The 24,994-nt window shown below is 70.8% G+C and carries 23 protein-coding genes and 1 pseudogene; 15 read left to right on the top strand and 9 right to left on the bottom strand.

Translation table 11 applies throughout. The features are described from left to right. Positions 1 to 552: 552 nt before the first annotated feature. Positions 553 to 1,107, top strand: a complete 555-nt coding sequence (locus AB0J46_RS50550; RefSeq protein WP_364344233.1) for a TetR/AcrR family transcriptional regulator — start codon at positions 553 to 555, stop codon at positions 1,105 to 1,107. Between the two features lie 111 nt (positions 1,108 to 1,218). Here the strand turns inward: AB0J46_RS50550 and AB0J46_RS50545 are convergent, their stop codons facing one another. Then, positions 1,219 to 2,751, bottom strand: a complete 1,533-nt coding sequence (locus AB0J46_RS50545; protein ID WP_364344230.1) for an MFS transporter — start codon at positions 2,749 to 2,751, stop codon at positions 1,219 to 1,221. Next, a complete protein-coding gene (locus AB0J46_RS50540) occupies positions 2,748 to 3,776 on the bottom strand; it encodes an acyl-CoA desaturase (protein ID WP_364344227.1) in 1,029 nt (342 codons plus the stop codon). The genes AB0J46_RS50545 and AB0J46_RS50540 overlap by 4 nt, the downstream gene beginning before the upstream one ends. A 76-nt stretch (positions 3,777 to 3,852) precedes the next feature. Between AB0J46_RS50540 and AB0J46_RS50535 the strand changes: the two genes are divergently transcribed. Together AB0J46_RS50535 and AB0J46_RS50530 are read left to right on the top strand one after the other, a co-directional pair. Then, a complete protein-coding gene (locus AB0J46_RS50535; RefSeq protein ID WP_364344224.1) occupies positions 3,853 to 4,410 on the top strand; it encodes a TetR/AcrR family transcriptional regulator in 558 nt (185 codons plus the stop codon). Between the two features lie 59 nt (positions 4,411 to 4,469). Beyond that, on the top strand, positions 4,470 to 4,709 hold the full coding sequence (locus tag AB0J46_RS50530) for a hypothetical protein (RefSeq protein WP_364344221.1): 240 nt from the start codon (positions 4,470 to 4,472) through the stop codon (positions 4,707 to 4,709). Positions 4,710 to 4,756: 47 nt separating this feature from the next. Here AB0J46_RS50530 and AB0J46_RS50525 read toward each other — a convergent pair whose 3' ends face one another. Then, a complete protein-coding gene (locus AB0J46_RS50525; protein WP_364344218.1) occupies positions 4,757 to 4,903 on the bottom strand; it encodes a hypothetical protein in 147 nt (48 codons plus the stop codon). 128 nt (positions 4,904 to 5,031) lie between these two features. Further along, positions 5,032 to 5,307: a hypothetical protein gene (locus AB0J46_RS50520; RefSeq protein ID WP_364344215.1), complete on the bottom strand. Its 276-nt coding sequence runs from the start codon at positions 5,305 to 5,307 to the stop codon at positions 5,032 to 5,034. A gap of 199 nt (positions 5,308 to 5,506) precedes the next feature. Here AB0J46_RS50520 and AB0J46_RS50515 point away from each other — a divergent pair, with 199 nt between their 5' ends. After that, positions 5,507 to 6,487 (top strand): helix-turn-helix domain-containing protein, encoded by a 981-nt coding sequence (locus AB0J46_RS50515; RefSeq protein WP_364344212.1) that lies wholly within the window; start codon positions 5,507 to 5,509, stop codon positions 6,485 to 6,487. A gap of 119 nt (positions 6,488 to 6,606) precedes the next feature. Continuing rightward, entirely contained in the window at positions 6,607 to 7,998 is a 1,392-nt protein-coding gene (locus AB0J46_RS50510) for a DJ-1/PfpI family protein (RefSeq protein ID WP_364344209.1), read from the top strand. A gap of 283 nt (positions 7,999 to 8,281) precedes the next feature. Here AB0J46_RS50510 and AB0J46_RS50505 read toward each other — a convergent pair whose 3' ends face one another. Next, positions 8,282 to 8,680: a hypothetical protein gene (locus AB0J46_RS50505; RefSeq protein WP_364344206.1), complete on the bottom strand. Its 399-nt coding sequence runs from the start codon at positions 8,678 to 8,680 to the stop codon at positions 8,282 to 8,284. Positions 8,681 to 8,871: 191 nt separating this feature from the next. Between AB0J46_RS50505 and AB0J46_RS50500 the strand changes: the two genes are divergently transcribed. The 4 genes from AB0J46_RS50500 to AB0J46_RS50485 all read left to right on the top strand — a co-directional run bounded on the left by AB0J46_RS50500 (position 8,872) and on the right by AB0J46_RS50485 (position 14,097). After that, a complete protein-coding gene (locus tag AB0J46_RS50500; RefSeq protein ID WP_364344203.1) occupies positions 8,872 to 9,393 on the top strand; it encodes a hypothetical protein in 522 nt (173 codons plus the stop codon). A gap of 337 nt (positions 9,394 to 9,730) precedes the next feature. Beyond that, positions 9,731 to 10,534 (top strand): alpha/beta fold hydrolase, encoded by an 804-nt coding sequence (locus tag AB0J46_RS50495; RefSeq protein ID WP_364344200.1) that lies wholly within the window; start codon positions 9,731 to 9,733, stop codon positions 10,532 to 10,534. After that, complete coding sequence (locus AB0J46_RS50490) at positions 10,534 to 11,313, top strand: MerR family transcriptional regulator (RefSeq protein ID WP_364344197.1); 780 nt, start codon at positions 10,534 to 10,536, stop codon at positions 11,311 to 11,313. Before AB0J46_RS50495 ends, AB0J46_RS50490 begins: the two co-directional genes overlap by 1 nt. A 1,533-nt stretch (positions 11,314 to 12,846) precedes the next feature. After that, entirely contained in the window at positions 12,847 to 14,097 is a 1,251-nt protein-coding gene (locus AB0J46_RS50485; RefSeq protein WP_364344194.1) for a pentapeptide repeat-containing protein, read from the top strand. Positions 14,098 to 14,401: 304 nt separating this feature from the next. Here the strand turns inward: AB0J46_RS50485 and AB0J46_RS50480 are convergent, their stop codons facing one another. Continuing rightward, positions 14,402 to 15,109, bottom strand: a complete 708-nt coding sequence (locus tag AB0J46_RS50480; protein WP_364344191.1) for an HAD family phosphatase — start codon at positions 15,107 to 15,109, stop codon at positions 14,402 to 14,404. Between the two features lie 709 nt (positions 15,110 to 15,818). On the opposite strand from AB0J46_RS50480, the pseudogene AB0J46_RS50475 reads away from it, so the two are divergent. The 6 genes and pseudogenes from AB0J46_RS50475 to AB0J46_RS50450 all read left to right on the top strand — a co-directional run. Further along, positions 15,819 to 16,304, top strand: a pseudogene (locus AB0J46_RS50475) (helix-turn-helix domain-containing protein); the annotation flags it as partial. Positions 16,305 to 16,319: 15 nt separating this feature from the next. After that, positions 16,320 to 18,878, top strand: a complete 2,559-nt coding sequence (locus AB0J46_RS50470) for a tetratricopeptide repeat protein (RefSeq protein WP_364344236.1) — start codon at positions 16,320 to 16,322, stop codon at positions 18,876 to 18,878. 210 nt (positions 18,879 to 19,088) lie between these two features. After that, on the top strand, positions 19,089 to 19,292 hold the full coding sequence (locus AB0J46_RS50465) for a hypothetical protein (protein WP_364344188.1): 204 nt from the start codon (positions 19,089 to 19,091) through the stop codon (positions 19,290 to 19,292). A 486-nt stretch (positions 19,293 to 19,778) separates the two neighbouring features. Further along, positions 19,779 to 20,318, top strand: coding sequence for a TlpA disulfide reductase family protein (locus AB0J46_RS50460; protein WP_364344185.1), 540 nt, complete (start codon positions 19,779 to 19,781; stop codon positions 20,316 to 20,318). Then, positions 20,315 to 22,165, top strand: a complete 1,851-nt coding sequence (locus AB0J46_RS50455; protein WP_364344182.1) for an ABC transporter ATP-binding protein — start codon at positions 20,315 to 20,317, stop codon at positions 22,163 to 22,165. The genes AB0J46_RS50460 and AB0J46_RS50455 overlap by 4 nt, the downstream gene beginning before the upstream one ends. 16 nt (positions 22,166 to 22,181) lie before the next feature. Further along, positions 22,182 to 22,808 carry a S26 family signal peptidase gene (locus tag AB0J46_RS50450; RefSeq protein WP_364344179.1) on the top strand — a complete coding sequence of 209 codons (627 nt, stop codon included), beginning with the start codon at positions 22,182 to 22,184 and terminating at the stop codon, positions 22,806 to 22,808. On the opposite strand, the gene AB0J46_RS50445 is transcribed toward AB0J46_RS50450, so the two are convergent. From AB0J46_RS50445 to AB0J46_RS50435, 3 genes are all read right to left on the bottom strand, one after another. Next, positions 22,744 to 22,959, bottom strand: coding sequence for a hypothetical protein (locus tag AB0J46_RS50445; RefSeq protein WP_364344176.1), 216 nt, complete (start codon positions 22,957 to 22,959; stop codon positions 22,744 to 22,746). The genes AB0J46_RS50450 and AB0J46_RS50445 overlap by 65 nt on opposite strands. An 855-nt stretch (positions 22,960 to 23,814) precedes the next feature. Continuing rightward, positions 23,815 to 24,126, bottom strand: a complete 312-nt coding sequence (locus AB0J46_RS50440) for a hypothetical protein (RefSeq protein ID WP_364344173.1) — start codon at positions 24,124 to 24,126, stop codon at positions 23,815 to 23,817. A 146-nt stretch (positions 24,127 to 24,272) separates the two neighbouring features. After that, positions 24,273 to 24,971 (bottom strand): DUF998 domain-containing protein, encoded by a 699-nt coding sequence (locus AB0J46_RS50435; RefSeq protein WP_364344170.1) that lies wholly within the window; start codon positions 24,969 to 24,971, stop codon positions 24,273 to 24,275. Between the last annotated feature and the right edge of the window lie 23 nt (positions 24,972 to 24,994).

Here is a 24,994-nt window from a genome sequence, read left to right as displayed (position 1 = left end):
CCACGACCACCTCCCAATATCGAAGAGGCAGCAAGCCTGGCGGGTTCACCGCTGGAGATCAATTACCCGTCCAAGATTCGGTGACGGGCCACTAGCCAGGTGCTTCCGAGGTGGCCGCCCCGGCGGCCACCTCGGTGGCCCCCTATGGCGGCTTCGGTGGCGGCGGGGCGGAGCTGGGCCGCGCGGATCCGGGACACGTCCAGCTTGCTCGTACGGTCTGCTCCTGGAAGACGTCGGTGAGCTGCGTGTAGCAGTAGCCGAACATCAGGGGATCGTTCAGCAGGACCCCGACCAGCCCGGCGAACCGCTCTGGATGACCCGCCCGAGTCCGACGACGTTGAGCACGGTCTCGACCTGGCTGACGCCGGCACCGCAGAGGGTCCGGGAAAGGCCCTCAGCTCCTGAAACTGACCCCAGACGGACTGGCCAAGACCGCGCAGGTGCTGGGCCTGCCCGATGGTGAGCCGCCTCCTCCCCTTTCGCCCGATACCGGCTACACCGTGAGCTACGGATGTTTGAAACGCTTGTTTGCGGCGTTGGTAGGATCATCACGTGGGAGTTCCTGAGGATTTGCTGGCCGCGACCAAGCAGTGTCTGTCCGAGCGCGGATATGCCCGCACGACGGTGCGCGACATCATCGCCGTCTCCGGCAGCAACCTCGCCGCGATCAACTACCACTTTCGCTCCAAGGACGCGCTGCTCACCCAGGCCATGATCGAGGTGACCGGCGAGGCGGTCGCGGAGATCCTCAAGGCTTTCCCCGACGACTCCAAGGAATGGTTCGAGGCCTTCTGGGGTGAGCTGATCGAGTCCTTCCGCACCAACCCGACCGTCTGGCGGGCCAATGTCGAGACGCTCGCGCAGGCCTCTCACCTGCCTGATGTGCGGGCCAGGCTGGCCGAGGGGCAGGCGCTGGCCCAGCGGGAGCTGAGCGCGCGCCTCCCCGGGCACGACGAGGCGGCGGCCCAGGTGCTGCTGACGCTGTTCATCGGGCTGCTGGTGCGCTGGCAGATCGACCCCGACAACGCCCCGGCGGCCCACGATCTGGCCACCGGCCTCCGCGCGGTCGCCCAGGCGGCGGGAGACGGGGAATCGGCACCCGCCTGACCGCTCGGCCCCACTCCAGCCGCCCCACTCCAGGCTTCTCGCCCCAGCGGCCCTGTTCCGCCCACCTCGTTCCGGCCCGCCCCCTTCCGCCTGCCGTGGCAAGCGGCCTCTTCAGCGCATCGCGTGGCGGCCGGCGTGCCGGTCCTGGGGTGGCGGCGGGGTGCCCTTCGCCTGCCGTACGGCACGCAGCATGACGGGAGCGAGCACCGCCATCACGCACAACGCGGCGGCCGCGGCGAGCATGGCGTAGTGCTGGCCCTGTGTGAAGGCCTCGCGGGCGGCGGCGGCCAGCGTGGTCGCGGCCGGTTCCGTCAGGTGCCGCGCCGACTCCAGGGCGCCGCCCAGAGTGTCGAATGCCGCTGACGGAGCGCCCGTCTCGGCGAGGTGTCCCCGGTAGACGGCGGTGCCGATGCTGCCCAGCAGGGAGATGCCGAGCGCGCCGCCGAACTCGGTGGCCACCTGTGACAGCCCGGCGACCGATCCCGCGCGCTCCGGCGGAGCGGTGGCGATGATCAGGTCGGAGGAGACCGTCAGGACGAGCGTGACGCCGCCGGCCATCAGCATGATCCCGGCGATCAGCAGACCGCTCTGCCCCGTCACGTCCAGCCGGGACAGCAGCATGAAACCGCTTGCGCCGACGAGCAGCCCGGTGCAGACCACCAGGCCCGGCCTGACCTTGCGGACGAGCATCGGCGCGAGCCCGGCGGCGAGCATCGCCATGCCCGCCGACGGCAGCGCGTACAGCCCGGCGATGAGCGGCCTGGCGCCCATGACCATCTGCAGGTACTGCGTCGTGAACAGGCTGGAGCCGACCATCGCGAAGACCCCGAGGGTGTTGGCGCCGATCGAGACGGTGAAGGCGCGGCTGCCGAACAGGCGCACGTCCAGCATCGGATCGGCCATCGTGCGCTGGCGCCTGACGAAGGCGGCCCCCAGCGTCAGCCCGGCGACGACGGCCAGCGCCGGCGCCCAGCCGAGGCCGTCCTGGGCGATGTGCTGGATCCCGTAGATCGTCGGCAGGATGGCGCCCAGCGACAACGCCACTCCGAGCAGATCGAACCTGCCCGGACGCGGGTCACGCGACTCGGGCAGCAGCAGCGGCGCCAGGACCAGCAGCAGCGCCATGACCGGCAGGTTGACCAGGAACACCGACCCCCACCAGAAGTGCTCGAGCAACGCGCCGCCCATCAGCGGGCCCAGCATCGCGCCGCCGGCGAACGCGCCGGTCCAGATGGCGATCGCGACGCGGCGCTGGCCGTCATCGTGGAACATGTTGCGAATCAGCGACAACGTCGAGGGCATCAATGTGGCGCCACCCACCCCGAGCAGGGCACGGGTGACGATCAGCAGGTCGGCACCGGGAGAGAACGCGGCGACCGCGGAGGCGGCCCCGAACGCGGCGGCCCCCGCCATCAGCAGCCGCCGCCGCCCGACCCGGTCACCGAGCGTGCCCATCGGCAGCAGCAGCCCGGCGAGCATGAACGGATAGATGTCGATGATCCACAGCAGCTGGGCACCGCTCGGCGCCAGGGAGGCGCTGATGAACGGCAGCGCGTACGACAAGACGTGCAGGTCGACGGAGATCAGGAGCACGGGCAGGACCAGGACGGCCAGCCCGACCCACTGCTTGCGTCCGGCTTTCATGAACGACCTTTCTCGCGGAGGGGTGCACCGGCTTGGTGCAGGTGACGCAGGGCCTCGGCGTGCGAGGCCGCGAAGCCGACCTCGTGGTACGGCAGGCCGAGCTGCCGGCAGTAGGCCCGCACGATGGGTTGCGCCAGGCGCAGGTTGGGGGTGGGCATGTTGGGGAACAGGTGGTGTTCGATCTGGTAGTTGAGCCCACCCATGGCGATGTCGGTGAACCGGCCGCCGCGCACGTTGCGGGTGGTGAGCACCTGCTTGCGTAGAAAGTCGAGCTTGGCCTCCCCCGTGAGGGTCGGCATTCCCTTGTGGCCGGGGGCGAACACGCAGCCCATGTAGACGCCGAACAGCCCCTGGTGGACGGCGAGGAAGACCAGTGCCTTGCCCGGTGACAGGGTCCAAGCCAGCACACCCAGGTAACAGGCGAAGTGCGCGAACAGCAGCGCGCCCTCCAGGAAGCGCTGTTTCATCCAGGGCTGCCGCAGTGCCCGCACACCGCTGACGTGCAGGTTGAGCCCTTCGAGCAGGAGCAGCGGGTAGAGGAGGAACGCCTGCCGGCCGCCGATGAGCCGGGCCAGGCCGCGCGCGTTGCGTGCCTGTTCCTGTGACCACACGAGGACGTCGGGTGTGACGTCCGGATCGAGTTCCTCGTGGTTGGGGTTGGCGTGGTGGCGGGTGTGCTTGTTCATCCACCAGCCGTAGCCGAGGCCGATGGCGAGGTTGCCGCCGAGGCGCCCGAGGATCTCGCTCGGGCGGCGATCGGTGAAGACCTGCCGGTGAGCCAGATCGTGCAGAACCAGGGCGACCTGCGCGAAGACGATCGCGAAGTAGACGGCCAGCAGGAGCTGGAGCCAGGAGTCGCCCAGCCAGAGGAACGCTGCCGCTCCCGCAAGGTAGGCGGCTGCGACGGCGGTGATCCGGATCAGGTAGTGGCGGGGGCGCCGGTCGAGGAGCCCGGCCTGCCGGATGAGTCTGGACAGGCGGCTGAAGTCGCTCGCGGCCGTAGCCGCTGCGGTTGCTTGTGCCATGCCGATGACCATACACATGTTTGAAACATTTGTACAAAACATGCGTTTGTGACGTTTGTTTGGATAGGGTGGCAGAATGAAGGAGCGAGACAAGCTGATCGAGGGCGCCAAACGCTGCCTGCAGGAACGCGGCTACGCGCACACCACGGCACGCGACATCGCCAGGACTTCCGGCGCCAACCTGGCCTCCATCGGCTACCACTTCGGATCGAAGGACGCGCTGCTGGCCGACGCCATGATCGAGGCGACCGCCGAGTGGGCCGACAAGCTGCGCCAGGCCATGGCGGGCGAAGTGCCACGCGAGGGGGATGGGAAGTTGTGGCAGCAGGCGATCGAGCTGCTCGACCTCCACCGCCCAGTCTTCGTGGCCGGCATCGAAGTCTTCGCTCAGGCCGAGCGCAGGCCACAGCTGCGCCAGGCATTGGCCGACGCCCAGGAGGCCGCACGCCTGGAATTGACCTGCTGGCTCGCTGAAGGGACGTCGCCTCCAGCGACGCAGCGGGCGGTCGGCGCCTTCTACCTGACCTTGCTGACGGGGCTGATCCTGCAACGTCTCATCGACCCGGAACGCGCCCCCACCGCCGAATCACTGACGGAGGCGCTGCGTGCCGTACGTGCACGTGCCGGCGCATGACGGCGATACCTTCACTCACCCCGCGTCAAGCTCTGCTGGTCGCGGACGCGGTGAACGGCATGCACTCCACCGACCGCCTGGCCAACACGCGCCTGCTGGCACAGGAAGTGGAGGCAGTGATCGCGTTGGGGGCGGCAGCGGTATGGGCGGAGGAAGGGCACGCCCTGTTGGACATGATCGAAGCATGGACGACATACGAGCGCCTGGCGGTCATCGCCGCCGCCGAGCGATTCTGGGCATGTTCCGAGGGTGGCTATGAAGAGGGGCTGCGAGCAGTAGGACTGCTGCCCGAATCATGAGTCCGGGTTGAACCTGCGGACAGCCGTTGGCGGGACCCGCGAGTAACTCAGCCGGACGCTTCGGCAGGGCACTGGGTCGGGACATGCGCGGGCGGGCGGCCGCGGCAGCGGCCTTCGGCTTCGGCGGCGGCGATCCCTTCGACGGTCAGCTCGTTCTGCGTGTCGCGCCGGAACTGCCCGACCGAGGTGATCACGTTGATGAGCGGCGCGGTCGTGGCGCCGTTGGCCGCGAGGTCATGGAAGTTGGACAGGGGTCCCGAGAGGACGCGCAGGCCGACGCCGCGGGCCTGGCGCCAGTCGCGTACGGCGTGGATGTCGACTGTTAGAGCACCTCGCCCAGCAACCGCCGCACCTCGTCCCCCTCGACGACCGCCGACGCCTCAGGCCGCCCCTGCCTCCGGGCCTGGAGGAGGTCCGGGTGGAGCTCGGGCGCGCGGAGCTGTGGGTGCTCACGCGGCTCCGGTTCCGCGGACGCCTTCCGTGCGCTGCGGGGCGACGAACTCGACCTGCAGATCACCGAGCTGCCCGTCCGGGAGAGCGACCTGTCGAGCCCGCCCTGCTGCGCGACCTCCGCCTGCTGGCCGTCTCCGCGCGGCACCCCTTCGCCCGGCGCGCCGACGTCACGGTGGAGGACCTGGCCAGGGACACGGTGCTGGTCCCCGCCGACGCGCCCGCCTACCTGGCTCCTGCGTCCCCGAGAATTGATCAAGGGGCCGGACCTCGCAGTGCCTGATCCGTCCGGTCTCCGGCGCTGGTTGCCCTCGTGGGCATCGGTGGAGCCTGCCTACTGTGTCCGTGTGAGTGACGTGACGAGCGGGCGTACGGGACGGGTGGTCGTGCTGGTGCTGCCCGAGGTGAACCTGTTGGATCTCGGCGGCCCGGTCCAGGTCTTCTGGGCGGCAGCCCACTTGGGCGGCTGCTACCGGCTGGAGTACGTCGCCGAGACCGGTGGGGTGCGCTCGGCGCAGGGGCTGGAGCTCGCTGGGCTCCAGGCGCTCGCGGCGACGCAGGCGGGACCGGGTGATCTGGTGCTGGTACCGGGGCCACGACTGACCGGATCCGACCGACTGGTGTCGAGCGCCGCAGTGCGATGGCTGCGGGAGGCCTATGACGCGGGGGCGCGGGTGGCATCGGTGTGCAGCGGCGCCGCGGCCCTGGGAGAGGCGGGGCTGCTGGATGGCCGGGCGTGCACGACGCACTGGTCGCTGACCGGAGCGATGCGCGAGCGGTATCCGGCAGCCCGGGTCCGCGAGGCGGCCCTGTACGTCCACGACGGGCGCATCAGTACCAGCGCGGGCATCTCCTCCGGGATCGACCTTGCACTGTCCCTCGTCGAACGCGACCACGGCCCGGAACTGGCCGCCGCCGTCGCCCGTGAGCTGGTGCTCTATCTACGGCGGGACGGCGATGCCGCCCAGATCAGCCCGTTCCTGCGCTACCGCGACCATGTGCAGCCCGCCGTGCACCGGGTGCAGGACCACCTGGCTCAGAACCTGGATGCCCCGCACTCCCTCGACGAGCTCGCCGCCGTTGCCCATCTGTCGCCGCGTGGTCTGACGCGGGCCTTCACCACGGCCACCGGGATCACTCCGCTGGCCTACCAGCGCCGGCTGCGCCTGGAACGGGCCCGTGCCCTGCTGACGGACACCGACCTGACGGTGGAGACGGTCGCTGCCCGTTGCGGCTTCCGTGACGCACGGCAGTTGCGCCGCCTGGTCACCGCGAGCTTCGGCATTCCGCCGTCCCGGCTCCGCACGCAGTTGCGCCCCGCCGGCTGAAACGCCCGCTGGGAACGGCTCCCGACGCCTGCCCTCGGCCACTTCCTTTCTTGTTCTCGCCATGGGGGCGGTTGCGTGTGCCGCACCGCCATCAATCGACCGCTTTATGGAGGTATGTCGTGTCAAGATTGAAGAGGGGGCGCTGGGTGGTCCGCCGTGCGGGCTGGGTGCTCATGGGCACGGCGCTGTCGGTGGCGTCGTTCGCCGGGATCGCCTTCGCGGGGGTGAGCATGTCGATGGCGGACAGTTTCGCCCCCGCACCGACGACCGCATCGGACGCGCGTGCGTGGCCGACCGGGCCGGCCGTGCCGACCGGCCGGATCACGGTGGCCGTGGTGGTCAGCAACGAGGGGTCTGTGGCCACCGACGTGATGGCGCCGTACCGGGTGTTCGCCGAGTCGGAGAAGTTCTTCGTCTACACGGTGGCAGCCGAGCGCCGCGTCTCCCCGCTGTCCGGCGGAGCCCATCTCCTGCCCGACCACACGTTGGCCGAGGTGGGCACGGGAGTGATCCCCGAGCCCGATGTGGTGGTCGTGCCCGCGGTGACCGAACCGGCCGGCGCCAAGGAGGCGCGGCTGCGGGAGTGGATCGTGGACCGGCACCGCAAGGGCGCGCGTGTTCTGGGAGTGTGCGCGGGCTCGGAGCTGCTGGCGGCCTCCGGCCTGCTGGACGGCCGGGACGCGACCTCCTTCTGGTCCAACATCGGCTCCTTCCAGCGCAATTACCCCCGGGTGAACTGGAAGCGCGGCCAGCGGTATGTGGCGGACGGCCGGGTCACCACCACCGCCGGCGTCACCTCCGGTACGGTCGGAGCCCTACGGGTCGTGGAGGAACTGGCAGGCAACGGCGAAGCCGCCCGAATCGGGAAGGGCCTGTCGTATCCGGGCTGGACTCTGGACGGGCCGACCACGATCCCGGCCAACCACCTCACACTCGGCGACCTGCCGTACGCGCTGAACGCCGGGTTCCCCTGGCTGCGCTCCACGGTGGGGATCGGCCTGGTCGACGGCGTCGATGAGATCGACGCCGCAGCCGCCTTCGAAGCGTACGGCGGGGTGTCCTTCAGCGCACGTACGGTGGTCCTCGGCAGCCGTGGCACAGTCACCACTCGTCACGGCCTCGTCCTGATCGCCCAGCCGACGGGTTCCAGCTCCCACGGAGTGGACCGCTTCGTGGTGCCGGGTGTCGCGGATGTGTCGACCGTCGACACGTCGCTGCGCACCTGGGCGCACCGCAACAAGCTGGCCGTCGAACTGCCCGGCGGGGGACGGCATGCCGGTGAGTTCGGCTTCGATCCGGTCCTGCGTGACCTCGCCCGCCACAGCGACCGCTCCACGGCCCAGGTCACGGCGAAGTTCTCGGAGTACCCCTCCGCCCACCTGACGCTCACCGGGGCGGCCTGGCCCTGGCGGTCGACCCTGCTCGCCGTCGCGGCGGCCGCGGTCAGCGTCGGTGCGGGGTTCCTTCCGACCGCGATCCGGCGGGCTGTGCGGCGCCTGCGGGCGGCATGACAGCGCGTCGCACCCCGCGGGGGTGCTCTCCCAGCCCACAGCCCCTTACCGGCCCGAACCCGACACCATTGATCACAACTCCGGACAGGCCCAAGCTAGGTAGCTACGCCATGCGGTGTGTTGCTGGAGTCCTCCGACCGCCATCGCATTGGGCCGTGACGACCGGACCCGTGGCATGGGCCAGGCCAAGGTGTCGCACAACTCCTCGACTCGTCGTCGGACCTGCGCATCCACGTAGCTGAGATGCCGACAGCGGGCTCGATCAGCAGCGACGAGCGGGAAGTCAGGGGTGAAACGCTGGACCACCACGGGACCACAGGCAGCCTGTGGTCCCGCGGCTTTCGCCGGTCGATCCAGCTGGCTGGCGGGTAGGGGGCGGGGTAGCCGTTGACGGCACAGCGGGAGACGGCGTGGTTGAGGGCTGCGTCGCAGTGAGGTCGGGCAGATCGCCGGGGACGGGCTTGGGCTTGCCGCTGATGCAGGAGTCGACGAAGAACTCCTTCACCTGGCCGCGCCATTCTGCTGTCTCTCCACCGCCAGCCACGTCGTCTGGGATGTCGTCGAATACGCCATTGCCCACGAAGGCGCGCTGGCAGCGCACCTTGTCGATCTGGGCCTCCTGGGAGTAGAGCAGCTTGTAGGTGTCCACCCCGCTGTCGGCCACCTTGCGCAGATAGGTCATGCGCTGGCCGTAGGTGGAGGCAGGGCTGCAGCCGATGGCGGCGATGGAAGACAACCGCAGTAGGGGTGCCGTCGGAATACGGCAGAAACGGGCCGTGCGAGCACATCGCCGCAGGCAGTAGAGAAGCCTCGCGGCGGTCAGATGGCTTGCACCGGGACCCCGATTCCCGTCATTGGAGGGATCATGGACGCGTGAGGGCGGAGATGCTTGCGAATCTGTCGGCGGCCGATCCAGGTATGCGGGCCGAGGCGCTGCGGTGGTTCGCGGCGCACGGGGACTCCGGCGACGCGGCGCTCGTGGCGCCTCTCGTGCGGGATCCGGGCGAGTTCGATGATCGGGACCATGACGATCCACCCGAGTCGGCTCGAACGCCCGTCCGGATGGTCGCTCTCGAAGCGCTCGCCCGGCTGCGGGCGCCGGGGATGTTCGCCGGGGCGTTCGACGACGCGCTTCAGGACGGCGATCTCCGGGTTCGGGGGCGGGCCGCACTGGACGCTTCGGCCGGGGCGCTGCTGGCGCGGCTCGCCGTTGAGGGCGATCGGGGGGTGCGGTACCGGATCGCGGTCGGGCTGCTCACCGGTGACGTCGGCCGCGACCAGGCGGTTGCGGCCCTCGAGCGGCTGCGCGGCGGCGACGATCCGGCAGCGGTCGCCGCCGCCTCCGTCCTCGGAGCGGTGGCGTGCCTCTCCCACCGGCGGCGGGACGACGGGTAGCGATGCCGCCGCTCCGATGATCGAGGACGAAACGCCCACAGTGACCGGGCAGGACTGTGTTCTTTCGGGTCAGCCGGATGCGGCCCGTTTCTGCCGTATTCCGGCGGCACCCCAGAAGATCTTGGCCGGTAGCCGGGGTCGATGGGCGGCGTGGTGGTGAAGGAGACCCGCGCGACAACTGTGACAGGCCGGCGGGGAACCCCCTTCCTCGCCTTCGGGGTCGGGATCGCGAACCGCGACAGAGTCCTCCAGCCTCGGAGGCCGCGCACCTGTCGTGCCGGAATTCACGGAGGCGCGACTTGACCTTGACCCTAAGGTCAAGGGTGACGCTGGCGGCATGACGAACTCGAACGCTGCCCACCTGGGCTGGAAGGGCCTGTTGCCGGTGGAGGACACCGCACTGGCCGTGACCGACACCGGCGGGTCAGGCATCCCCGTGGTCTACCTGAACGGTTCCTACGCGAGCCAGCGGCACTGGCGGCCCGTCATCAACGCCCTGGGGCCGGGGTGGCGGCACATCACCTACGACGAGCGGGCTCGCGGCAGATCGAAGAAGTCGGCGGACTACTCCTTCGAGGCCTGCGTCCGGGATCTCGACGCCGTCCTGAAAGCCAGGCGGGTGGAGCGACCGCTCTTGGTGGGCTGGTCCTACGGCGCCTTGCTCGGGGTCCACTGGGCCGCCCGGCATCCGGGCCGCGTCGCCGGCGTGGTCGGGGTCGACGGCCCCTTTCCGTCCGGGTGGACCGACGAGGCTGGCCACGAACGCATCCGGCGGCTGTTCCACAGGGCCCGATGGGCGTTGCCGATGGCGCGCCTCATCGGCAACGCCGCGCGGATGAGTGCCGCACAGCATGCCGAGATCAACATCGAGGCCCACATCCTGCACGCCGCCCTCGAACCGGTCCTCGACAGCCTGACGGTGCCGGTCCGGTATGTGGTCGGCTCGGGGGAAGCCCTGGGAAGCAAGAATGACGAGCAGGAGCAGATGCGCACTACTCTCAACCCTGTGCTCGCCCGCAACCCGAACCTCACGATAGGCGCGAAGGTCGCCGGCAACCACGGCACGATCGTGCGCAAGGATTTCCGCGCCATCGCCGAGGCCACACGCGAGCTCGCCGCCCTCACCCGCGAAAGTGGCTGATGACCATGACCGGCGGCGTCACGATCGGCCAGGCGGCGGCCTTCGCCGGCGTCACGATCAAGACCGTCCGCCACTACCACCGGCTCGGCCTGGTCGACGAACCGCGCCGGGACGCTTCCGGCTATCGCCGCTACAGGTCGTCCGACCTGCTGCGGCTGGTCCAGGCCCGGACACTGGCCGAGTCCGGCGTACCGCTGTCCGAGATCGCGGCCCTGCTCGATGCCGATCCGGAGCGGTTCGCCGTCCACCTGGCCCAGGTCAAACGGCGGCTGACCGAGCGGATCGAGGAGCTGATCGCGCGCGGCGACTCGCTGGACCGGCTCGCCAACAGTGACCGGGCCCTGTTGCCCGACCGGGCCTGCGCGCTGCTGGAGCGGGCCGCCGACCTCGGCTTCACTTCGGATGAGGTGGCGGCCTACCGCGAGGGCATGGTGCTGGCCAGGGCCCTGGTCCCCGACGGCTTCGACGACTATCTCACCAAGGCCGAGCACGTCCTCGACGACACTCGGTTCGTCGCCTTGAACAAGGAATGCTGGGCCGCCAAGGACCTGGCGCCCGACGACCCCCGCATCGAGGAACTCGCGACCGCCGTGGCCGACCGCTTCCTCGCCAACCCCGCACTGCTCGCGATCTCGAGCGGCCTCCAGGCCCGCACTGACGTCACCCGATACGGCCTGCTCAACCATCACGGCGAAGACCAGGGGTCGGCCATGGCCCAGCTGACCACGCTGGTCGAGGCGAAACTGCGCTCCGCCGGCGTAGACATCCCCCACCAATAGACGCGGCTCACCGTTCGGTGAGCTCTTCGCCACCGGCGGCCTCGGCATCTGTCGCGTCGCTGAGTCGCCGGAGGGTTCCCAGAGCTTCCAGGGCCCGACGGCCGACGAGCAGTCGGCATCACGGTGGATCACCGTCGCGGACAGGCCCGGGACTCCACCTTCGGCCGGCCGCCGGTCAGCGTTCGTCCGGGATCTGTCGGGAGGCGGCTGCTGGGTGTGGGTCGCCGAGGTATGGGCTACCTCGCCGAGCTCGTTCCCATCTGGCCCGCCCCTGCACCCGCCTGTTTTCGACGACCCTGGAGGTAACTTCGAGCGAGCATGACCACGACGATCACGACCGGCACGTCGAAGTCCTGCCGGAGGAGCCGACCCATAGGCCGCTACTGCCCCTGACGGAGATCGACGGGAGAGTCCTCGCCTGGTCCTTACGCGGACCGGGCGAGGACCGTCTTTGGGCCCGAGCGTCTACCGCTGTGACATCGGCAGGTCAGGGCGGCCGGTGTGACGGGCCTGCCGGCCGGACCCACAGCGATCGCGGTGAGCAGTAGCGGGATGGTGAGGGCCTCCAGCCAGTGCAGGATCTCGCAGGCCCGGGCGGCGGTCTCATGGAGCATCCGCCACAGCGCCCGCTCCCGCAGGGGCGGATGTCGCGGCGCGACAGCAGCCGGTGAGGAGGTCTTCTCCCGACCGTGTCCCCAGCCGCCGGGTAGCGCAGCGTGACTTCCGTGACGCTGCGCTCGGTCAACCCCGACGAGACGCCGGGTCGCGTCCTTCCTGCCAGCGTGCTGGCGCCTAAGGCGAAACGCGAGCGTAGCGGACCAGCGAGGTGACCGAGGTGTGGCCGGAGTAGGCGAGCAGGGTAGAGGTGTTGCGCCATCCTCGGCGGCGTGGGTCAGGGCGCTGTGGCGGGTGCAGCGTATACGGGCCTCCGGGCAGCTCCACGGTGGCCCTCTCGAACAGCTCGGCGGCCCGGCGCGGCGGGCGTTGAGCAGGCGGGGCAGCAGCCTGGCGGTGGCCGTGCGCCAGACGATGACGTCGACCGCGCCGCCCTTGCGCCGTACCTTGGCGCGCCGGTTGCGCAGGTCGAGGTCGTCGACGTCGAGGGCCACGGGGTCCGGCCGCGCACGCTGATCCACGCGGCGATCAGCTCGGCGACGTCGTCGGGCACGTACCCGTCGCGTTCCTTGTTGCCCTTGCCCAGGATGCGGACGAGTTCAGGGAACTCCCGAACGCCGACCGGAACCGGCTCTACGAGCGCCCGGTCCCCCAGGCGTGCGCCTCGACCAGCCGGCCCGGCCCCAGCCCGCGGGCCGGCGTGGTCTTCCCGGCGCCGGACGGGCAGGTGCGCTGACCAGGAGTTGGTCAGCCTCCCCTCCAGCGGCACGTCGAACATGCCCCGAAGCTGGAGGACGCGGGCGGTGCGGCGTACGGGGGTGGTGCGGGTGATGTCCGCGCGCACGAGGATCCTTCCAGGGGTCACGATCGCGTCACTCGGCGTCCACTGAGCTCGGTTCCGGCCGCATCATCGGGCCCATGGCGAAGAAGTCCATTTCGATCGTGATCCCCATGATCGGTGGTGCACTGGTGGCATCGATCGTCTGGATGCTGGGCCCAGGGACGCGCTGGATACTTGAGAACATCGACGGGGTGACAGGACTGACCGGCAAGGATCTGGCGGCGGCTCTGGACGCGGTCCGAGGCAGGGTGTTGGCCGTGGCCACCGGGCTGGCTGCTCTGCTGGCGGTGTTCTACACCGCGCGCAACGCCGACACTGCCCGCCGTTCCTTCCAACTCGGCGAGCGCGGCCACGTGACCGACCGCTACAGCAAGGCCGTCGAGCAGCTCGGCAGCCCCCAGGCCCCAGTCCGCCTGGGGGGACTGTACGCGCTGGAGCAGCTCGCCCAGGGCACGCCTGATCCCGGGTTTCGGCAGACGATCGTGGACGTGATCTGCGCCTACCTGCGCATGCCGTTCACTCCGCCCACAGAGGGAACCACTTCGGAGCCCGCCGGCCGTGACCCCCAGGAGGAGCGGCAGGTCCGCCTGGCCGCCCAGCGCATCCTTGCCGATCATCTGCGCCATCACCCTCCGGCCGCACGTCCCTGGCTGCGGATTCGCCCCGCTGACCTCAACGCCCGTCACTGGCCAGGCGTCCGCATCGACCTCTCCGGCGCAACACTCATTGACCTCGACCTCCGTAGCTGCCATATCAGCGAAGCCCGGTTCGCCGAGTGCGTCTTCATAGGTGACAGCACGTTTGCTGGGTCTACCTTCGTCGGCGACGCCATGTTTGACGGGACCGTTTTCAACGGAGCCGCCCGGTTCGGCGGAACGACCTTCGATGGTGCCGCCTGGTTCGAGCGAGCAACCTTCACCGGAGCCGCCACTTTCGCGGGGGCCACCTTCACCATCGCCGCCCAGTTCGAGGGAGCAACGTTCGACCGCGCTGCTCGGTTCACCGGGGCGACCTTCGTTGGTGCCGCCTGGTTCGGTGGCGCAACTTTCGCTGGTGCCTGGTTCGCAGGAGCGACCTTCGACAGCGATGCCTGGTTCGGTGGGGCGACCTTCACCGACAGTGCCTTGTTCGAGAGGGCGGTGGGACTGGAGACCGCGGCGTTAGGCGGCGTGCAACTGGCGCCGGTGGCCAAGGACGTGGTGAGGATATGGCCGACGGCCTGGAAGGAGGCGTGGGATGGCACGGGAGGGCGGACGCTTCGCTTGGCGCAGCCGCCCGCCGAAGGCGCCGATGAAGACAGAGAGCCAGGCGAGTCCAGCGCTACATGAGGGCCCGGACGGTGGGGCCTTCGGCGGCCGGCGCTCGACCTGCTCGGCCTCCGACTCGCAGGTGACGACGACGCCCCACACGGTCGGCGGCGTCCCCCTTCGTCAGCGGCGGCTCCTCGGCCGCGCCGAGCTTCTCCAGCAGCGGGACCTCGGCCGCGTCGAGGTGGATGGCGGCGCTGTGGCGCAGCTGGTGCAGGTCGAGCCCGGCGTACTTCTCCAGCAGGACGCGGGCGCGGTCGTAGCCGAGCCGGGCGCGGCCGATGTGCGGGCAGATGTCGCCTGCGGCTGCTGCGGGGCCGGAGCATCAACCCTCGGGTTCCGGGGCTGCGACCGGCATGGCCTCGGTCTCCGAGCCGCGCAGACCGTCGTCGAGGTGGTCGAACATCCCGGTCAGGTGGGTGATGAGCGCTGTGGCTCCGGTGAGCCTGCTCGCAGGGGTCAGGGCGACGTAGCCGACCACGCGCATGCCGGCGACGTTCGCGGCGCGGACGCCGTTGGGGCTGTCCTCGACGACCAGACAGTCACGCGGGTCCGTGCCGAACGAGGCCGCCGCGTGGAGGAAGAGATCGGGGGCGGGCTTGCCGACGCCGCCGACGTCCTGGGCGCTGAAGACCACCTCGGACGGCAGCAGGGGGCGCAAGCCCGTACGGTCGAGGGTGAGGTCGATCCAGGCATGATCGGAGGAGGACGCCAGGCAGTAGGGGATGCCGCGGCGTCGCAACTCGGTCAGGACGGCGCGGGCGCCCTGGACGGCGGCCAACCCCTGCCTGGAGGCGGTGAACACCCGCTCGTGGCAGCGTGCGGTGAAGTCGGCGGGGAGCGTGCCACCGTATCGGTCGGCGACAACCGTGTGGACGGTGCGGGCGGCGTTACCGAGGAAGTAGCGGTAGGACTCTTCCACAGTGAAGGGGAACCCCAGTTCCGTCAGGTATTCGGACAGCACGCGGTGCGCGGTGGGTTCGCTGTCGACGAGGACGCCGTCGTTGTCGAAGATGACCAGCTTGGGTGTCATGGGTTCTCCGTTCGGCCGATTGTCATGACGAGGGACGAGATGTCACCGGCAGGAGGGCATCAGTAGTGACGACCGGCAGCCCGTAGGCCGTCACGGGCGACCGGAGACGGCCCGGCCTACGACCGGCTGGTCGCCGAGGATATCCGGCCGCGCGGTGGCACTGCCCGGCCCCCTTGGCCACACCGGCCGCGGTGGCGGCCGTGTGCTGCTCAGGTACGGGCGGCCGAGTCATCCTTGGCGCGGGGGCGGCGACCAGGGCGGCGGCCAGGCATGTCGCGGCTGCGGCGAGGATGATGGTCACGCCGGTTCGGATGCCGGATGCGGTGAGCAGGAGCCGGCCGAAGGCTGCGGCGCCGAGCGAGCCACCGAGCTGCCGGGCGAAGGTGAGGGCATGTACTTCGCTGATTTCATCAGTGCTCAACCGAGCCCTCTCGGCACTGGCATCAGCGCCCAGCTGCCGCACGACGTCGGAGATGAGTTCGCCCGCCGGCTCGGGATCCGAGGCTGCCCGGCCCTGACGATTTCACGGGCGACACCGCCGGGACGGCCAATGGTTCCAGAGCCGTAACCAATCGGTATGTCGGCCTGCGAACATTTCGAGAAGACGGAACAATCCTTGCGCCTCGTCACCCGAGAGGTAAAGCTCTTCGGGGCGAGCCGCCGCCGGGTCGCTCTCGAAATCCTCATTCTTCAGCGAGGGCGATGAGTAATGGAGAACCTGAGTGACGAACTACGGCTGCGACGCGAACAGGCCGGCCTGACCCAGCAGGAACTCGCCGCCCGGTCCGGGGTGAGCGTCGCCGTGATCCGCGACGTCGAGCAGGGCCGCACGCGCCGCCCACGTGCCGAAACCCTGCGTCGCCTGTCGGACGTCCTCCCGCTGGTCATGTCCGGGTCGGGCGATCCCTTCCGCGGTCCGGCGTCGGCGGCGGTCTGGCTGCGGATATTGGGCCCGCTCGAAGTGCGGGAGCACGGATCATTCGTCGCGTTGGGCGGTGAACGGCAGAGAGGCGTTCTCGGATTGCTCGCGTTGTCCGCGAACCAGGTCGTGCCGATGGAATCCATCGCCGACGCATTATGGGGTGACGCGGCCGGCGACGGTTGTGTGCGAGCGGTGCACGGCCATGTCAGCAAGCTTCGCCGCACATTGCATCACAGGGCCCGGAACAAGAAACTCATCATTTGCCGTCAGCACGGCTATCAGCTGTCCGTGGCGGACGGCGACGTGGACGTCCTGGCATTCCGGCGGCTTCTTCGCCAGGCGCGCGAACATCGTGACAGGGCCGAGCTCGACGCAGCCGCGGTGTCGTTCGGGCGGGCGATGGACCTGTGGCGGGACAGCCCGCTGCTGGACGTCCCCGCGCTGCACAACCATCCGAAGGTGTCCGCGTTGAGCGCGGAGCGGGTGACGGCCGCGCTGGAGTTCGCGGAGGTGGCCGAGTCGCTCGGCCGGCACGAGCTCGTCCTGTCGCCGCTGCGTGCGATCACGCAGGTGGAACGGCTGCACGAACGGGCGCACGCGCGGCTGATGGTCGCGCTGGCCGGCTGCGGCGAGCAGGCCGCCGCGCTGGAGGTGTTCGGCGGGATCAGCCGGCGGCTGGTCGACGACCTGGGGGTGTCCCCCGGCCCGGAACTCGTGGACGCGCAGCTCCACGTGCTCCGGCAGGGAGTGGACGGCGCCGTGGAGATCCGGACGTCCGGCACGCCGGCGGAGCCCGGCACCGGCGCGCCGACCGCTCCCCGCGAGCTGCCGCCCGTGGTGCCGGGTTTCGTCGGGCGGACAGGGCTGATCGACGCGCTCGTGCGCGACGTGGTCGGCAGGCGTCCGCAGCCGATCCTGATCTCCGGCTGCGGCGGCATCGGCAAGTCGGCGCTGGCGGTCAAGGCCGCCTGGCAGGCCGCCCACCATTTTCCCGACGGGCAGTTCTACCTCAACCTGCACGGCTCGACGCCCGACCTCGAACCGCTGGAACCCCTGCGGTCCCTCGGTCGCCTGCTGCGGTCGCTCGGCGTGGACCGGGCCGCCGTCCCCACGGACGTCGACGAGGCCGCCGCCCAGTTCCGGTCCCGCACCGCCGGACGCCGCATGCTGTTCGTGTTCGACAACGTGCTGGACGTCAGGCAGGTGCGCGCGCTGCTCCCGGCGAGCCCGACCTGCGGTGTCATCGTGACCAGCCGCAGGACGCTCGCCGCGCTGGAGGGCCGCGTCCCGTACGAGCTGGAGGTGCTGCCCGAGGAGGACTGCCGCGCCCTGCTGACCCGCCACGCCGCCGATCCCGCCACCGGTCCCGCCACTGGGCCGGACGACACCGAGGCCCAGAACGCCGTCGCCCGGCAGTGCGCCTACCTTCCGCTGGCGCTCTCGATCGCGGCCGCCCGGCTGTCGGTGCGGCCCGCCTGGACCTGGCGGACGCTGGCGGACAGGCTGGCCGAGGAGGGGCGGCGTCTCACGGAGCTGGAGCTGGAGGACCGCGCGGTCAGAGCCAGTCTCATGGTCGGCTACCGGGATCTCGACCCGGCGCAGGCCCGCATGTTCCGGTGCATGAGCCTGCTCGGCGTCACGGAGCTCGGCGTGGACACCGCCGCCGCCCTCGCCGGCCTCCCGGCCCCGACCGCCGAGGACCTGCTCGACCAGCTCACCGAGGCGCATCTGGTGCAGACCGCCGCCCCCGGACGCTATTGCGTGCACGATCTGGCCCGGCTCTTCGCCCGGGAGCTCGCCGCGGAGCACGACCCGCCGGAGGAGCGGCGGCGTGCCGTCCTGCGCGCGCTGCACAACGGGCTGGCCGTCGCCAGAGACGCGAGCAGGCAGGTGATCCCCGTCGCCGTGTGGCGGACGACGCTGGGTCCGGCGACGGCCGGCGGGGGGCCGGGCTTCCGCGACCGGCAGGAGGTGTACGCGTGGGTCGACGCGGAGGCCGCGCAGCTTCCGGCGGTGCTGGGCAGCGCGGCGGCGCTAGGCGCCGACGACCTGGTCACCGCCCTGTCGGCGGCGCTGTTCTTCCCGCTGTACGAACGAGGGCGGTGGCGGGAGCTGTGGGAGGTCAGCGAGACGGGTGCCGCCGCGGCCGACCGCCTGGGCGAGCCCCACCACCGGGCGGTGACCCACGGCGACCTCGGATACGTGCTGGCCGACCTCGGCCGGCTGGACGACGCGCTGGTCCACCTGAAGGTGTCACTCGCACAACACCGGCAGACCGGCAACCGCCGGGGGGAGGCCGCCCAGCTCGACCGTCTGGGGGTCGTCTACAGCAGGCTGGGCCGGTTCGCGGAGGCCGTCGGCCACTTCCGCCTCTCGATCGACCTGGAGAGCGGCCAGGGCAACCGGTACGGCGAGGCGATCACGCTCACCAACCTCGGGCTCACCTACCTGCGCGGCGGCGACCCGGAGGCGGCCGTCACGGCCTTGCGCGACGCCCTGTCCGGCACCCGAGAGATCGAGGACCTGGTGGGCACGGCCATCGCGCTCGGCTATCTCGCCGAGGCCCATCGGCGCATGGGCCGCCACCGGGAGTCGGAGCGTTACTTCCGGATGGCGCTGGACGCCGACCGCGCGGCCGACGACCTCGGCAGTTGCACGGAGGCGCGCCACTGGTGGGGCCTGGGCCTGGTCCATCGTGCGCTCGGGGCGGAGGATCACGCCCGGGAGTGCCGGCGCAACGCCGTGACGATCCTGCACGACCTCCGGCTCATCAGCGCCGGCGAACGGTCCCGCATCGAGGCCGGCGACGACCCGGGCACGCCGGACGTCATCCTCAGGAACCTGTGAGCACGACGGCCGTACTCCTTCCCGTACCGGGAGCCGCATTCTGCCGCCGGGCCGCCGTCGTCCCAGGTCACCGCGCCTGTAGGGTGCGGGAATCCGCGGACCGGCGATCGCCACAAAATCGCAAGATCCGCCGTTCAGGATGGAGTGGTCCATCGAGGAACGGCACGCCCGGGCCTCGCTGACGACCAGTTGGTGAAGGAGAGCGGAACCATGATCGCGACGATCACGAGAATCAGCGACCGCCTGCTGGAACGGGTCGTGCCCAAGGCCGACGCGTCGGCGACCGCGGCCGGCTGCACGTGGCGGTACATGTGCTGCACCATGGGCGGCCAGGTCGTCTACGGCAAGAGGCTGTACGACCTCGTCCACGGCACGAACTGCGGCGCGTGCACGGTCATCTCCAGCTACTGCTAGCCGTTGAGCGCTTGTCCGCCCGGCCGGGGCGGGCAAGCGCGCTTTGATCTCCGCATCGAGGAAATCTGGTGGAGTTCGTCGCTTTGGGCGGCCAGTGTCTGATCGGTGTCGTCTTCGCGATGTCGGCACTGAGCAAGATCCGCGGCCGCACGGCCTACGCCGAGTTCGTACGGGCGACCGGAGCCCTGCTCACCGCCCTGCTGGGACACGGCGTGCGCACGTCCTGCCGGTGCTTCGGGACGTCGCGGGCCCCTCTGGGACGACGTCATCCGACCCGCAACCTCGGCCTCCTGGCGGTGGCCCTGACCTGCGGAGCCGCCCTCCCGCAGGCATGGTCACAGGCATGGTCGCAGCCGGCCGGCACGGCGGTCGCGGGCGGCGTGGGACTGGTGCTGGCCGTGCTCGTCAGCCGGCTGGACGACCTGGTCGAACTGTTCGTGTCCCCGGCGGCGGCGAACGCCGGACCGGCGCCGAAAGGAGAACGTCATGTCGATGCTCGTCACCGGGATGATCCTGGTGGGGGCGCTGTGCCTCTTCGACCTGGTGCTGACGCTGGGAGTGGTCAGACGGCTGCGGGAGCACACCGATCAGCTGCGGAGCCTCCTGTCCCACGGTGACCGTCCGCCGGGGAGGCTCCGCGGGAGCGTCGGTGACTTCCTGGCCACCACCGTCGACGGTGAGCCGGTCTCCCGCGACCTGCTGACGGGTGAGACCCTGGTCGCCTTCTTCAGCCCCGGCTGCACGACGTGCCGGGAGACGCTGCCGGAGTTCGTCGAGTTCGCCCGCGGCCTGCCGGGCGGGCGGCGGCAGGTCCTCGCCGTCCTGGCCGGTGACCGGGAGGACAGCGACGAGATGGTCCGCACGCTCACATCGGTGGCCCGCGTGACCGTGGAGGAGTTCGACGGCGAGCTCAGCCGGGCGTTCGCGGTCGACGGGTTCCCCGCGCACTACGTCGTCGACAGCACCGGCGCGCTGCTCGCCACGGCGCCCGACGTCGCCCTGCTGCGGGTCACGAGGGCTGCGTGAGCCGGGAGCCCCGGACATCCCCCGGCGCGTTCGCGGCCACCGCGGCGCGGGTCGTGGCGCTGACGTTCCGTTCGGCGCCCCTGCACGGCCTGGCGTACCTGGTGTGCACGGCGGCGGTCGCGGTGATCCCGATCGCGGTGGCCTGGCTGACGAAGGCCGTCCTGGACCGGTTGACGTCCGCGCCGGGCTCGCCGTCCGGGCTGGTGGGGCCCGCGGCCGGGCTCGCGGCGGCTGGGATCGCGCTCGGGGTCGTGCCGCGCGTCGCCCAGTACCTGCGGGCCGAGATGGAGCGCAGGGCGGCCCTCCGCGGGCACGACGAGCTGTTCGCGGCGGTCGAGCAGGTGGCGGGGGTCGCCAGGTTCGAGGATCCGCACTTCCAGGACCGGCTCCGGCTGGCCCAGCAGGGCGCGTCCGCGCCGGCCAGGACCGCCGACGCGGTGTTCGAGGTGGTGCGCGGGGCGCTCACCCTGGTCGGGTTCCTCGGCTCGCTGACCGTGATCAGCACGGGGTTCACCGTCGTCGTGCTGGCCGCCGCCGTCCCCACGGTGATCCTGGAGCTGCAGCTGTCCCGGCGGCGCGCCGCGATGATGTGGCGGATCGGCCCGACGGAACGGCGGCAGATGTTGTACGGCGACCTGCTCGCCAGCGCGGCGGCGGCCAAGGAGATCCGGCTGTTCGGCCTCGGCCCCTATCTCCGCGGTCGGCTGGTCGCCGAGCGGCGCGCCGCCGACGAGGCCCGGCGGCGGACGGACCGGCGGGAGGTCGTCGTCCAGGGGGCGCTGGCGGCGCTGTCGGCGGTCATCGCCGGTGGCGGGCTGGTGTGGGTCGTCGTGGCCGCCGGGCGGGGGCAGGTGACGGTGGGCGACGTGTCGATGTTCGTGGCCGTGGTCGCCGGTCTGCAGGGGGCGCTCGGCGGGCTGATCGCGTCGATGGCCGGGGCGCACCACCAAGTGCTCCTGTTCGGCCACTACGTCGCGGTGGTCGACGCCGGGCCGGACCTGCCCCCGCCGGACGACCCGGCGCCGCTGCCCGCGCTTCGCCGCGGCATCGAACTGCGCGACGTCTGGTTCCGCTACAGCGACGACCATCCGTGGGCGCTGCGCGGCGTCACCCTCTTCCTCCCCCACGGCGCCTCGACGGCGCTGGTCGGTCATAACGGCGCGGGCAAGAGCACGCTGGTCAAGCTGCTGTGCCGGTTCTACGACCCCACCCGGGGGGCGATCCTCTGGGACGGGGTGGACCTGCGCGACGTGCCCGTGGAGGAGTTGCGCCGCCGCGTCGGCGCGGTGCTCCAGGACTTCATGACCTACGACTTCAGCGCGGCCGACAACATCGCCATGGGCGACCTGACGGCGCTCGGCGACCTGGAACGCATCCGCGGCGCGGCCGTCCGGGCCGGGATCGACGACACCCTGTCCCGCCTGCCCCACGGCTACGGGACGCTGCTGACCCGCCTGTTCTTCGCCGACGACGAGGCCGACGACCCCGGGAACGGGGTGATGTTGTCCGGCGGCCAGTGGCAGCGGGTGGCCCTCGCGCGGGCCTTCCTCCGCGAGGACCGGGACCTGATGATCCTCGACGAGCCGAACGCGGGGCTGGACCCCGAGGCCGAGCACGAGGTGCACGAGCGGCTGCGGAGGATGCGCGACGGCCGGAGCAGCCTGCTCATCTCCCACCGCCTCAACACGATCCGGGACGCCGACCTCATCGTCGTCCTGTCCGGCGGGCTGGTCGTCGAACAGGGGCGGCACGCCGACCTGCTCGCCGCCCGGGGCACGTACGCCCGGCTGTTCACCGTTCAGGCGGCCGGTTACGCCGAGGAGCCCGTGGAGCCGGTGACGCGATGAGTGGAGGGGAACGCCGTTGAGACCCGTCCTGGCACTGCTGGCGGCGGCGGGGTGCGTCCTCGGGGCGTCGGCCGCGGTCGCCGTCCGGCTGCGCCGTCGCTACCTCGTCATCACGGTGGCGGGCGTGAGCATGGAGCCGGCGTTCCGCGACGGCGACCGGGTGCTGGTCCGGCGGGCGTCACTGGACGCCGTCCGGCGCGGCCAGGTGGTGCTGCTCGCCGGCAGCCTCACGGAGATGTGGCCGGAGATGGCGGCCGAGGCCGCGCTCACCACCGACCCCCGCGCGCCGTCGGACCGACCGGTGAACGGCCGGAAGCCGGCCGGAAGGCCCGTCGCGGCGCGGGAACCCGCGGACGAGCCGTTCCGGGTGGTCAAGCGCGTGACCGCCGTGCCTGGTGACCCGGTTCCCCGCGAGATCGCCTCCGTGCCGCACGCTCCCGGTCGGGTCGTGCCCGACGGATGCCTGGTCGTGCTCGGCGACAACGCGGCGGCCTCGCGCGACTCGCGGCACTTCGGCTACGTGCCGGCGGAATGGCTGCTCGGCGTGGTGGTACGGCGCATCGCCCCAGCGCCCGAGGTCAGGCAGGAGGACGGCGGACGCGGGGCACGGGCCGGCACGCCTCGGCGGCCGGCCGCTTCCTGAGCATCCGGCCCTGGTCGAAGAACGAGCGGCCGCGCTCGCGGCGGTCGCCCGGCAGGCTCCAGTCGTTCAGCACCCGCTCGACCCGTACGCTCAGCCGGTCGCCCGCTCCTGCCGCGCTCCCGACCAGCACCACGCTCTCCTGCCACTCCATGACCGGGCCGTGCCCGCGGTTGACGAACCGGTGGACAGCCGCCGGCGCTGAGAAGGATCTTGAGTGCAGAGAGCTGAAGCTGTCCTTGGTTGCGAAGCTTCCGCAGCTCGTTGATGAGTTCGGTGGTGTAGCCGGCGCGGGCCAGGTAGAGCTTGAGCAGGGTGACGTGGCCGCGGTCGTCCAGCAGAACGGTGCGCTCGCGCAGCCGGTCCAGTGGCAGGGCCTTCGGGACCTTGGCAGCGGGTCGGCTAGCTCCCACTGCGCGTCGGCCAGGTCCAGAGGTGACGGCCGGTGGGTATCCGGCCGCCCCGACAGCATTCGCGCCAGTCGCCATGCCGAACATGAACGATCTTCTCAAGTGTGTTCTGACAGGGCGCTGGTTGGGCTGTACAGTCAGATTCTGTACGACCATGCGGGAGCTCCAGCTGAGCCCGGCAGGGACGAACACGGAATCGGCGGCCGGACGGCCGCGCGCTTCCGCCTTGGAGCGCGGAGACGCGGCCCCCCGAGCCGCAAGGGCATGGACCAAGCCGGCAACCTGCCTTGGACCACGTTGGATTGCGTCTTCTCCGGCTGCTGCCAGATACCGCTCGGAACCAGACACCACTCGAAGAGGTCACCCCGGTTCCGACGTGGCTCCAGGCCGGATCGACCCAGCCCCAGGGACTGTCACGAACTGTCGCGCTCAGGTCGGTCGGTGCCGCGAGGCAGGGGCAGCCGACATGGTTGTTCGCCTCGTCCGCATCGCTCTGGAAGCTCCAGGAGTTGTAGTAACTCTTGTCCTCCTGGATGGTGTGACAGCGTTCCGGGCGCAGCGGCTCGGACGCGGGTGCGTCAGGACGACAGCCGTACGCTTCAGCACTCGGCAGCGCCGTTGAACTTACGGATTCCTCTCGGAATCTTGTGCCGAAGCGTGCCGTGCGGCGGAACCCATCGGCATGGGCCGTCACTCCCGCGCGACCAAACGATCTTGAGCGTGCGGAAGTAGGGACAGTTGTTCGTGACCCAGCCAGTCTTGGTGATGCGGCCGGTTGCGTGCCCGGTCTCCAGAGTGCAGTTCGGCCCGCCGGCGGTGCTCGCCGTGGCAGCGGGAGCCGTGGCAAGGACGCAGGCCAAGGCGGTGCCCGCCAGCCCCAGTGTGGCGAACGTGGTGCGGATGGCAGTCATCTCACGCTTCCTCTCCGTGTCGCGTTACGTGAGGACCGTAGGCCGGAGCGCGTTGAAAACCTGTTGAGGATCTGTTGAGTTCCCCACCCCGCCCCGTTGGTTGGCTCCGGCTGGCTCAGGTGCGTGGCGACATGGTCGATGCCCGCTCACACCACGGTCAGTGCGATGCCGCGACGACGCCGGGTCGAAGCCAGCAGGTACGCGGCCACGAGCGACGCCCATGCCATGATGAGCGCGATGGCGAGGGCGAAGGCGACGTTGGCCACCCTGGAGCCCTGCGCCGCGAAGATCGAGATCCAGGCCGCCACGAAGATCGCGCCGGTCATCCTGCTGAAGGCGGCCCAGCGGCGACGGCCGGCCGCCGCGAACCGCCGGCCGAACGCGAAGCACGCGGCGATCAGCGCGAGAAAGGCGATCCCGGAGACGAGGAGGTGCAGCATCGCCTGCGTGCTCATGCTTGTGGGCGGGCCGACGGGCGTCCCGGGCGGGAAGCCGTCGGCAGGGTCGGCGGAGAAGCAGGCAGCGGCGATCATCCCGGCGCCGAAGACGCCGACCAGTCGCGGCCCCCAGGTGCCGCCGCCCCAGCCCGCCGGACCACGAGCCTGGTGCAGGCCGACCGCTCCGGCCACGAACAGCAGGCCGCTGACCGCGAAGTTGGCGACCTGAATCCACCCTTGGTCGCCGTTGCTCAGCATGCTGGCCGGGTACCGGCTGATGTCGAACCCGTCCCTGGTGAGCATCTGCAGCAGGACCACGATGATGTAGAGCGGGCCGGCGACGGTGCCGCACCTCAGCAGCGTCCTCGTCGCCCTGCTGACCGCTGCGGTGGTGGGTTTGCCGGTCATCCGGCCTGCTCCTCTCCTGAGTA

The organism is Nonomuraea sp. NPDC049758, from assembly GCF_040674635.1.
GTDB lineage: Bacteria > Actinomycetota > Actinomycetes > Streptosporangiales > Streptosporangiaceae > Nonomuraea.
Note: the sequence above shows the minus strand (reverse complement) of the source record. Positions and strands in the feature narration are given on the sequence as shown.

Bases quoted from the DNA above. Each gene is read 5' to 3' on its own strand.
- AB0J46_RS50545 (WP_364344230.1), bottom strand. From the start codon at position 2,751: ATGAAAGCCGGACGCAAGCAGTGGGTCGGGCTGGCCGTCCTGGTCCTG.
- AB0J46_RS50540 (WP_364344227.1), bottom strand. From the start codon at position 3,776: ATGGCACAAGCAACCGCAGCGGCTACGGCCGCGAGCGACTTCAGCCGC.
- AB0J46_RS50535 (WP_364344224.1), top strand. From the start codon at position 3,853: ATGAAGGAGCGAGACAAGCTGATCGAGGGCGCCAAACGCTGCCTGCAG.
- AB0J46_RS50530 (WP_364344221.1), top strand. From the start codon at position 4,470: ATGCACTCCACCGACCGCCTGGCCAACACGCGCCTGCTGGCACAGGAA.
- AB0J46_RS50505 (WP_364344206.1), bottom strand. From the start codon at position 8,680: ATGACCTATCTGCGCAAGGTGGCCGACAGCGGGGTGGACACCTACAAG.
- AB0J46_RS50495 (WP_364344200.1), top strand. From the start codon at position 9,731: ATGACGAACTCGAACGCTGCCCACCTGGGCTGGAAGGGCCTGTTGCCG.
- AB0J46_RS50490 (WP_364344197.1), top strand. From the start codon at position 10,534: ATGACCATGACCGGCGGCGTCACGATCGGCCAGGCGGCGGCCTTCGCC.
- AB0J46_RS50485 (WP_364344194.1), top strand. From the start codon at position 12,847: ATGGCGAAGAAGTCCATTTCGATCGTGATCCCCATGATCGGTGGTGCA.
- AB0J46_RS50480 (WP_364344191.1), bottom strand. From the start codon at position 15,109: ATGACACCCAAGCTGGTCATCTTCGACAACGACGGCGTCCTCGTCGAC.
- AB0J46_RS50465 (WP_364344188.1), top strand. From the start codon at position 19,089: ATGATCGCGACGATCACGAGAATCAGCGACCGCCTGCTGGAACGGGTC.
- AB0J46_RS50460 (WP_364344185.1), top strand. From the start codon at position 19,779: ATGTCGATGCTCGTCACCGGGATGATCCTGGTGGGGGCGCTGTGCCTC.
- AB0J46_RS50445 (WP_364344176.1), bottom strand. From the start codon at position 22,959: ATGGAGTGGCAGGAGAGCGTGGTGCTGGTCGGGAGCGCGGCAGGAGCG.
- AB0J46_RS50440 (WP_364344173.1), bottom strand. From the start codon at position 24,126: ATGACTGCCATCCGCACCACGTTCGCCACACTGGGGCTGGCGGGCACC.
- AB0J46_RS50435 (WP_364344170.1), bottom strand. From the start codon at position 24,971: ATGACCGGCAAACCCACCACCGCAGCGGTCAGCAGGGCGACGAGGACG.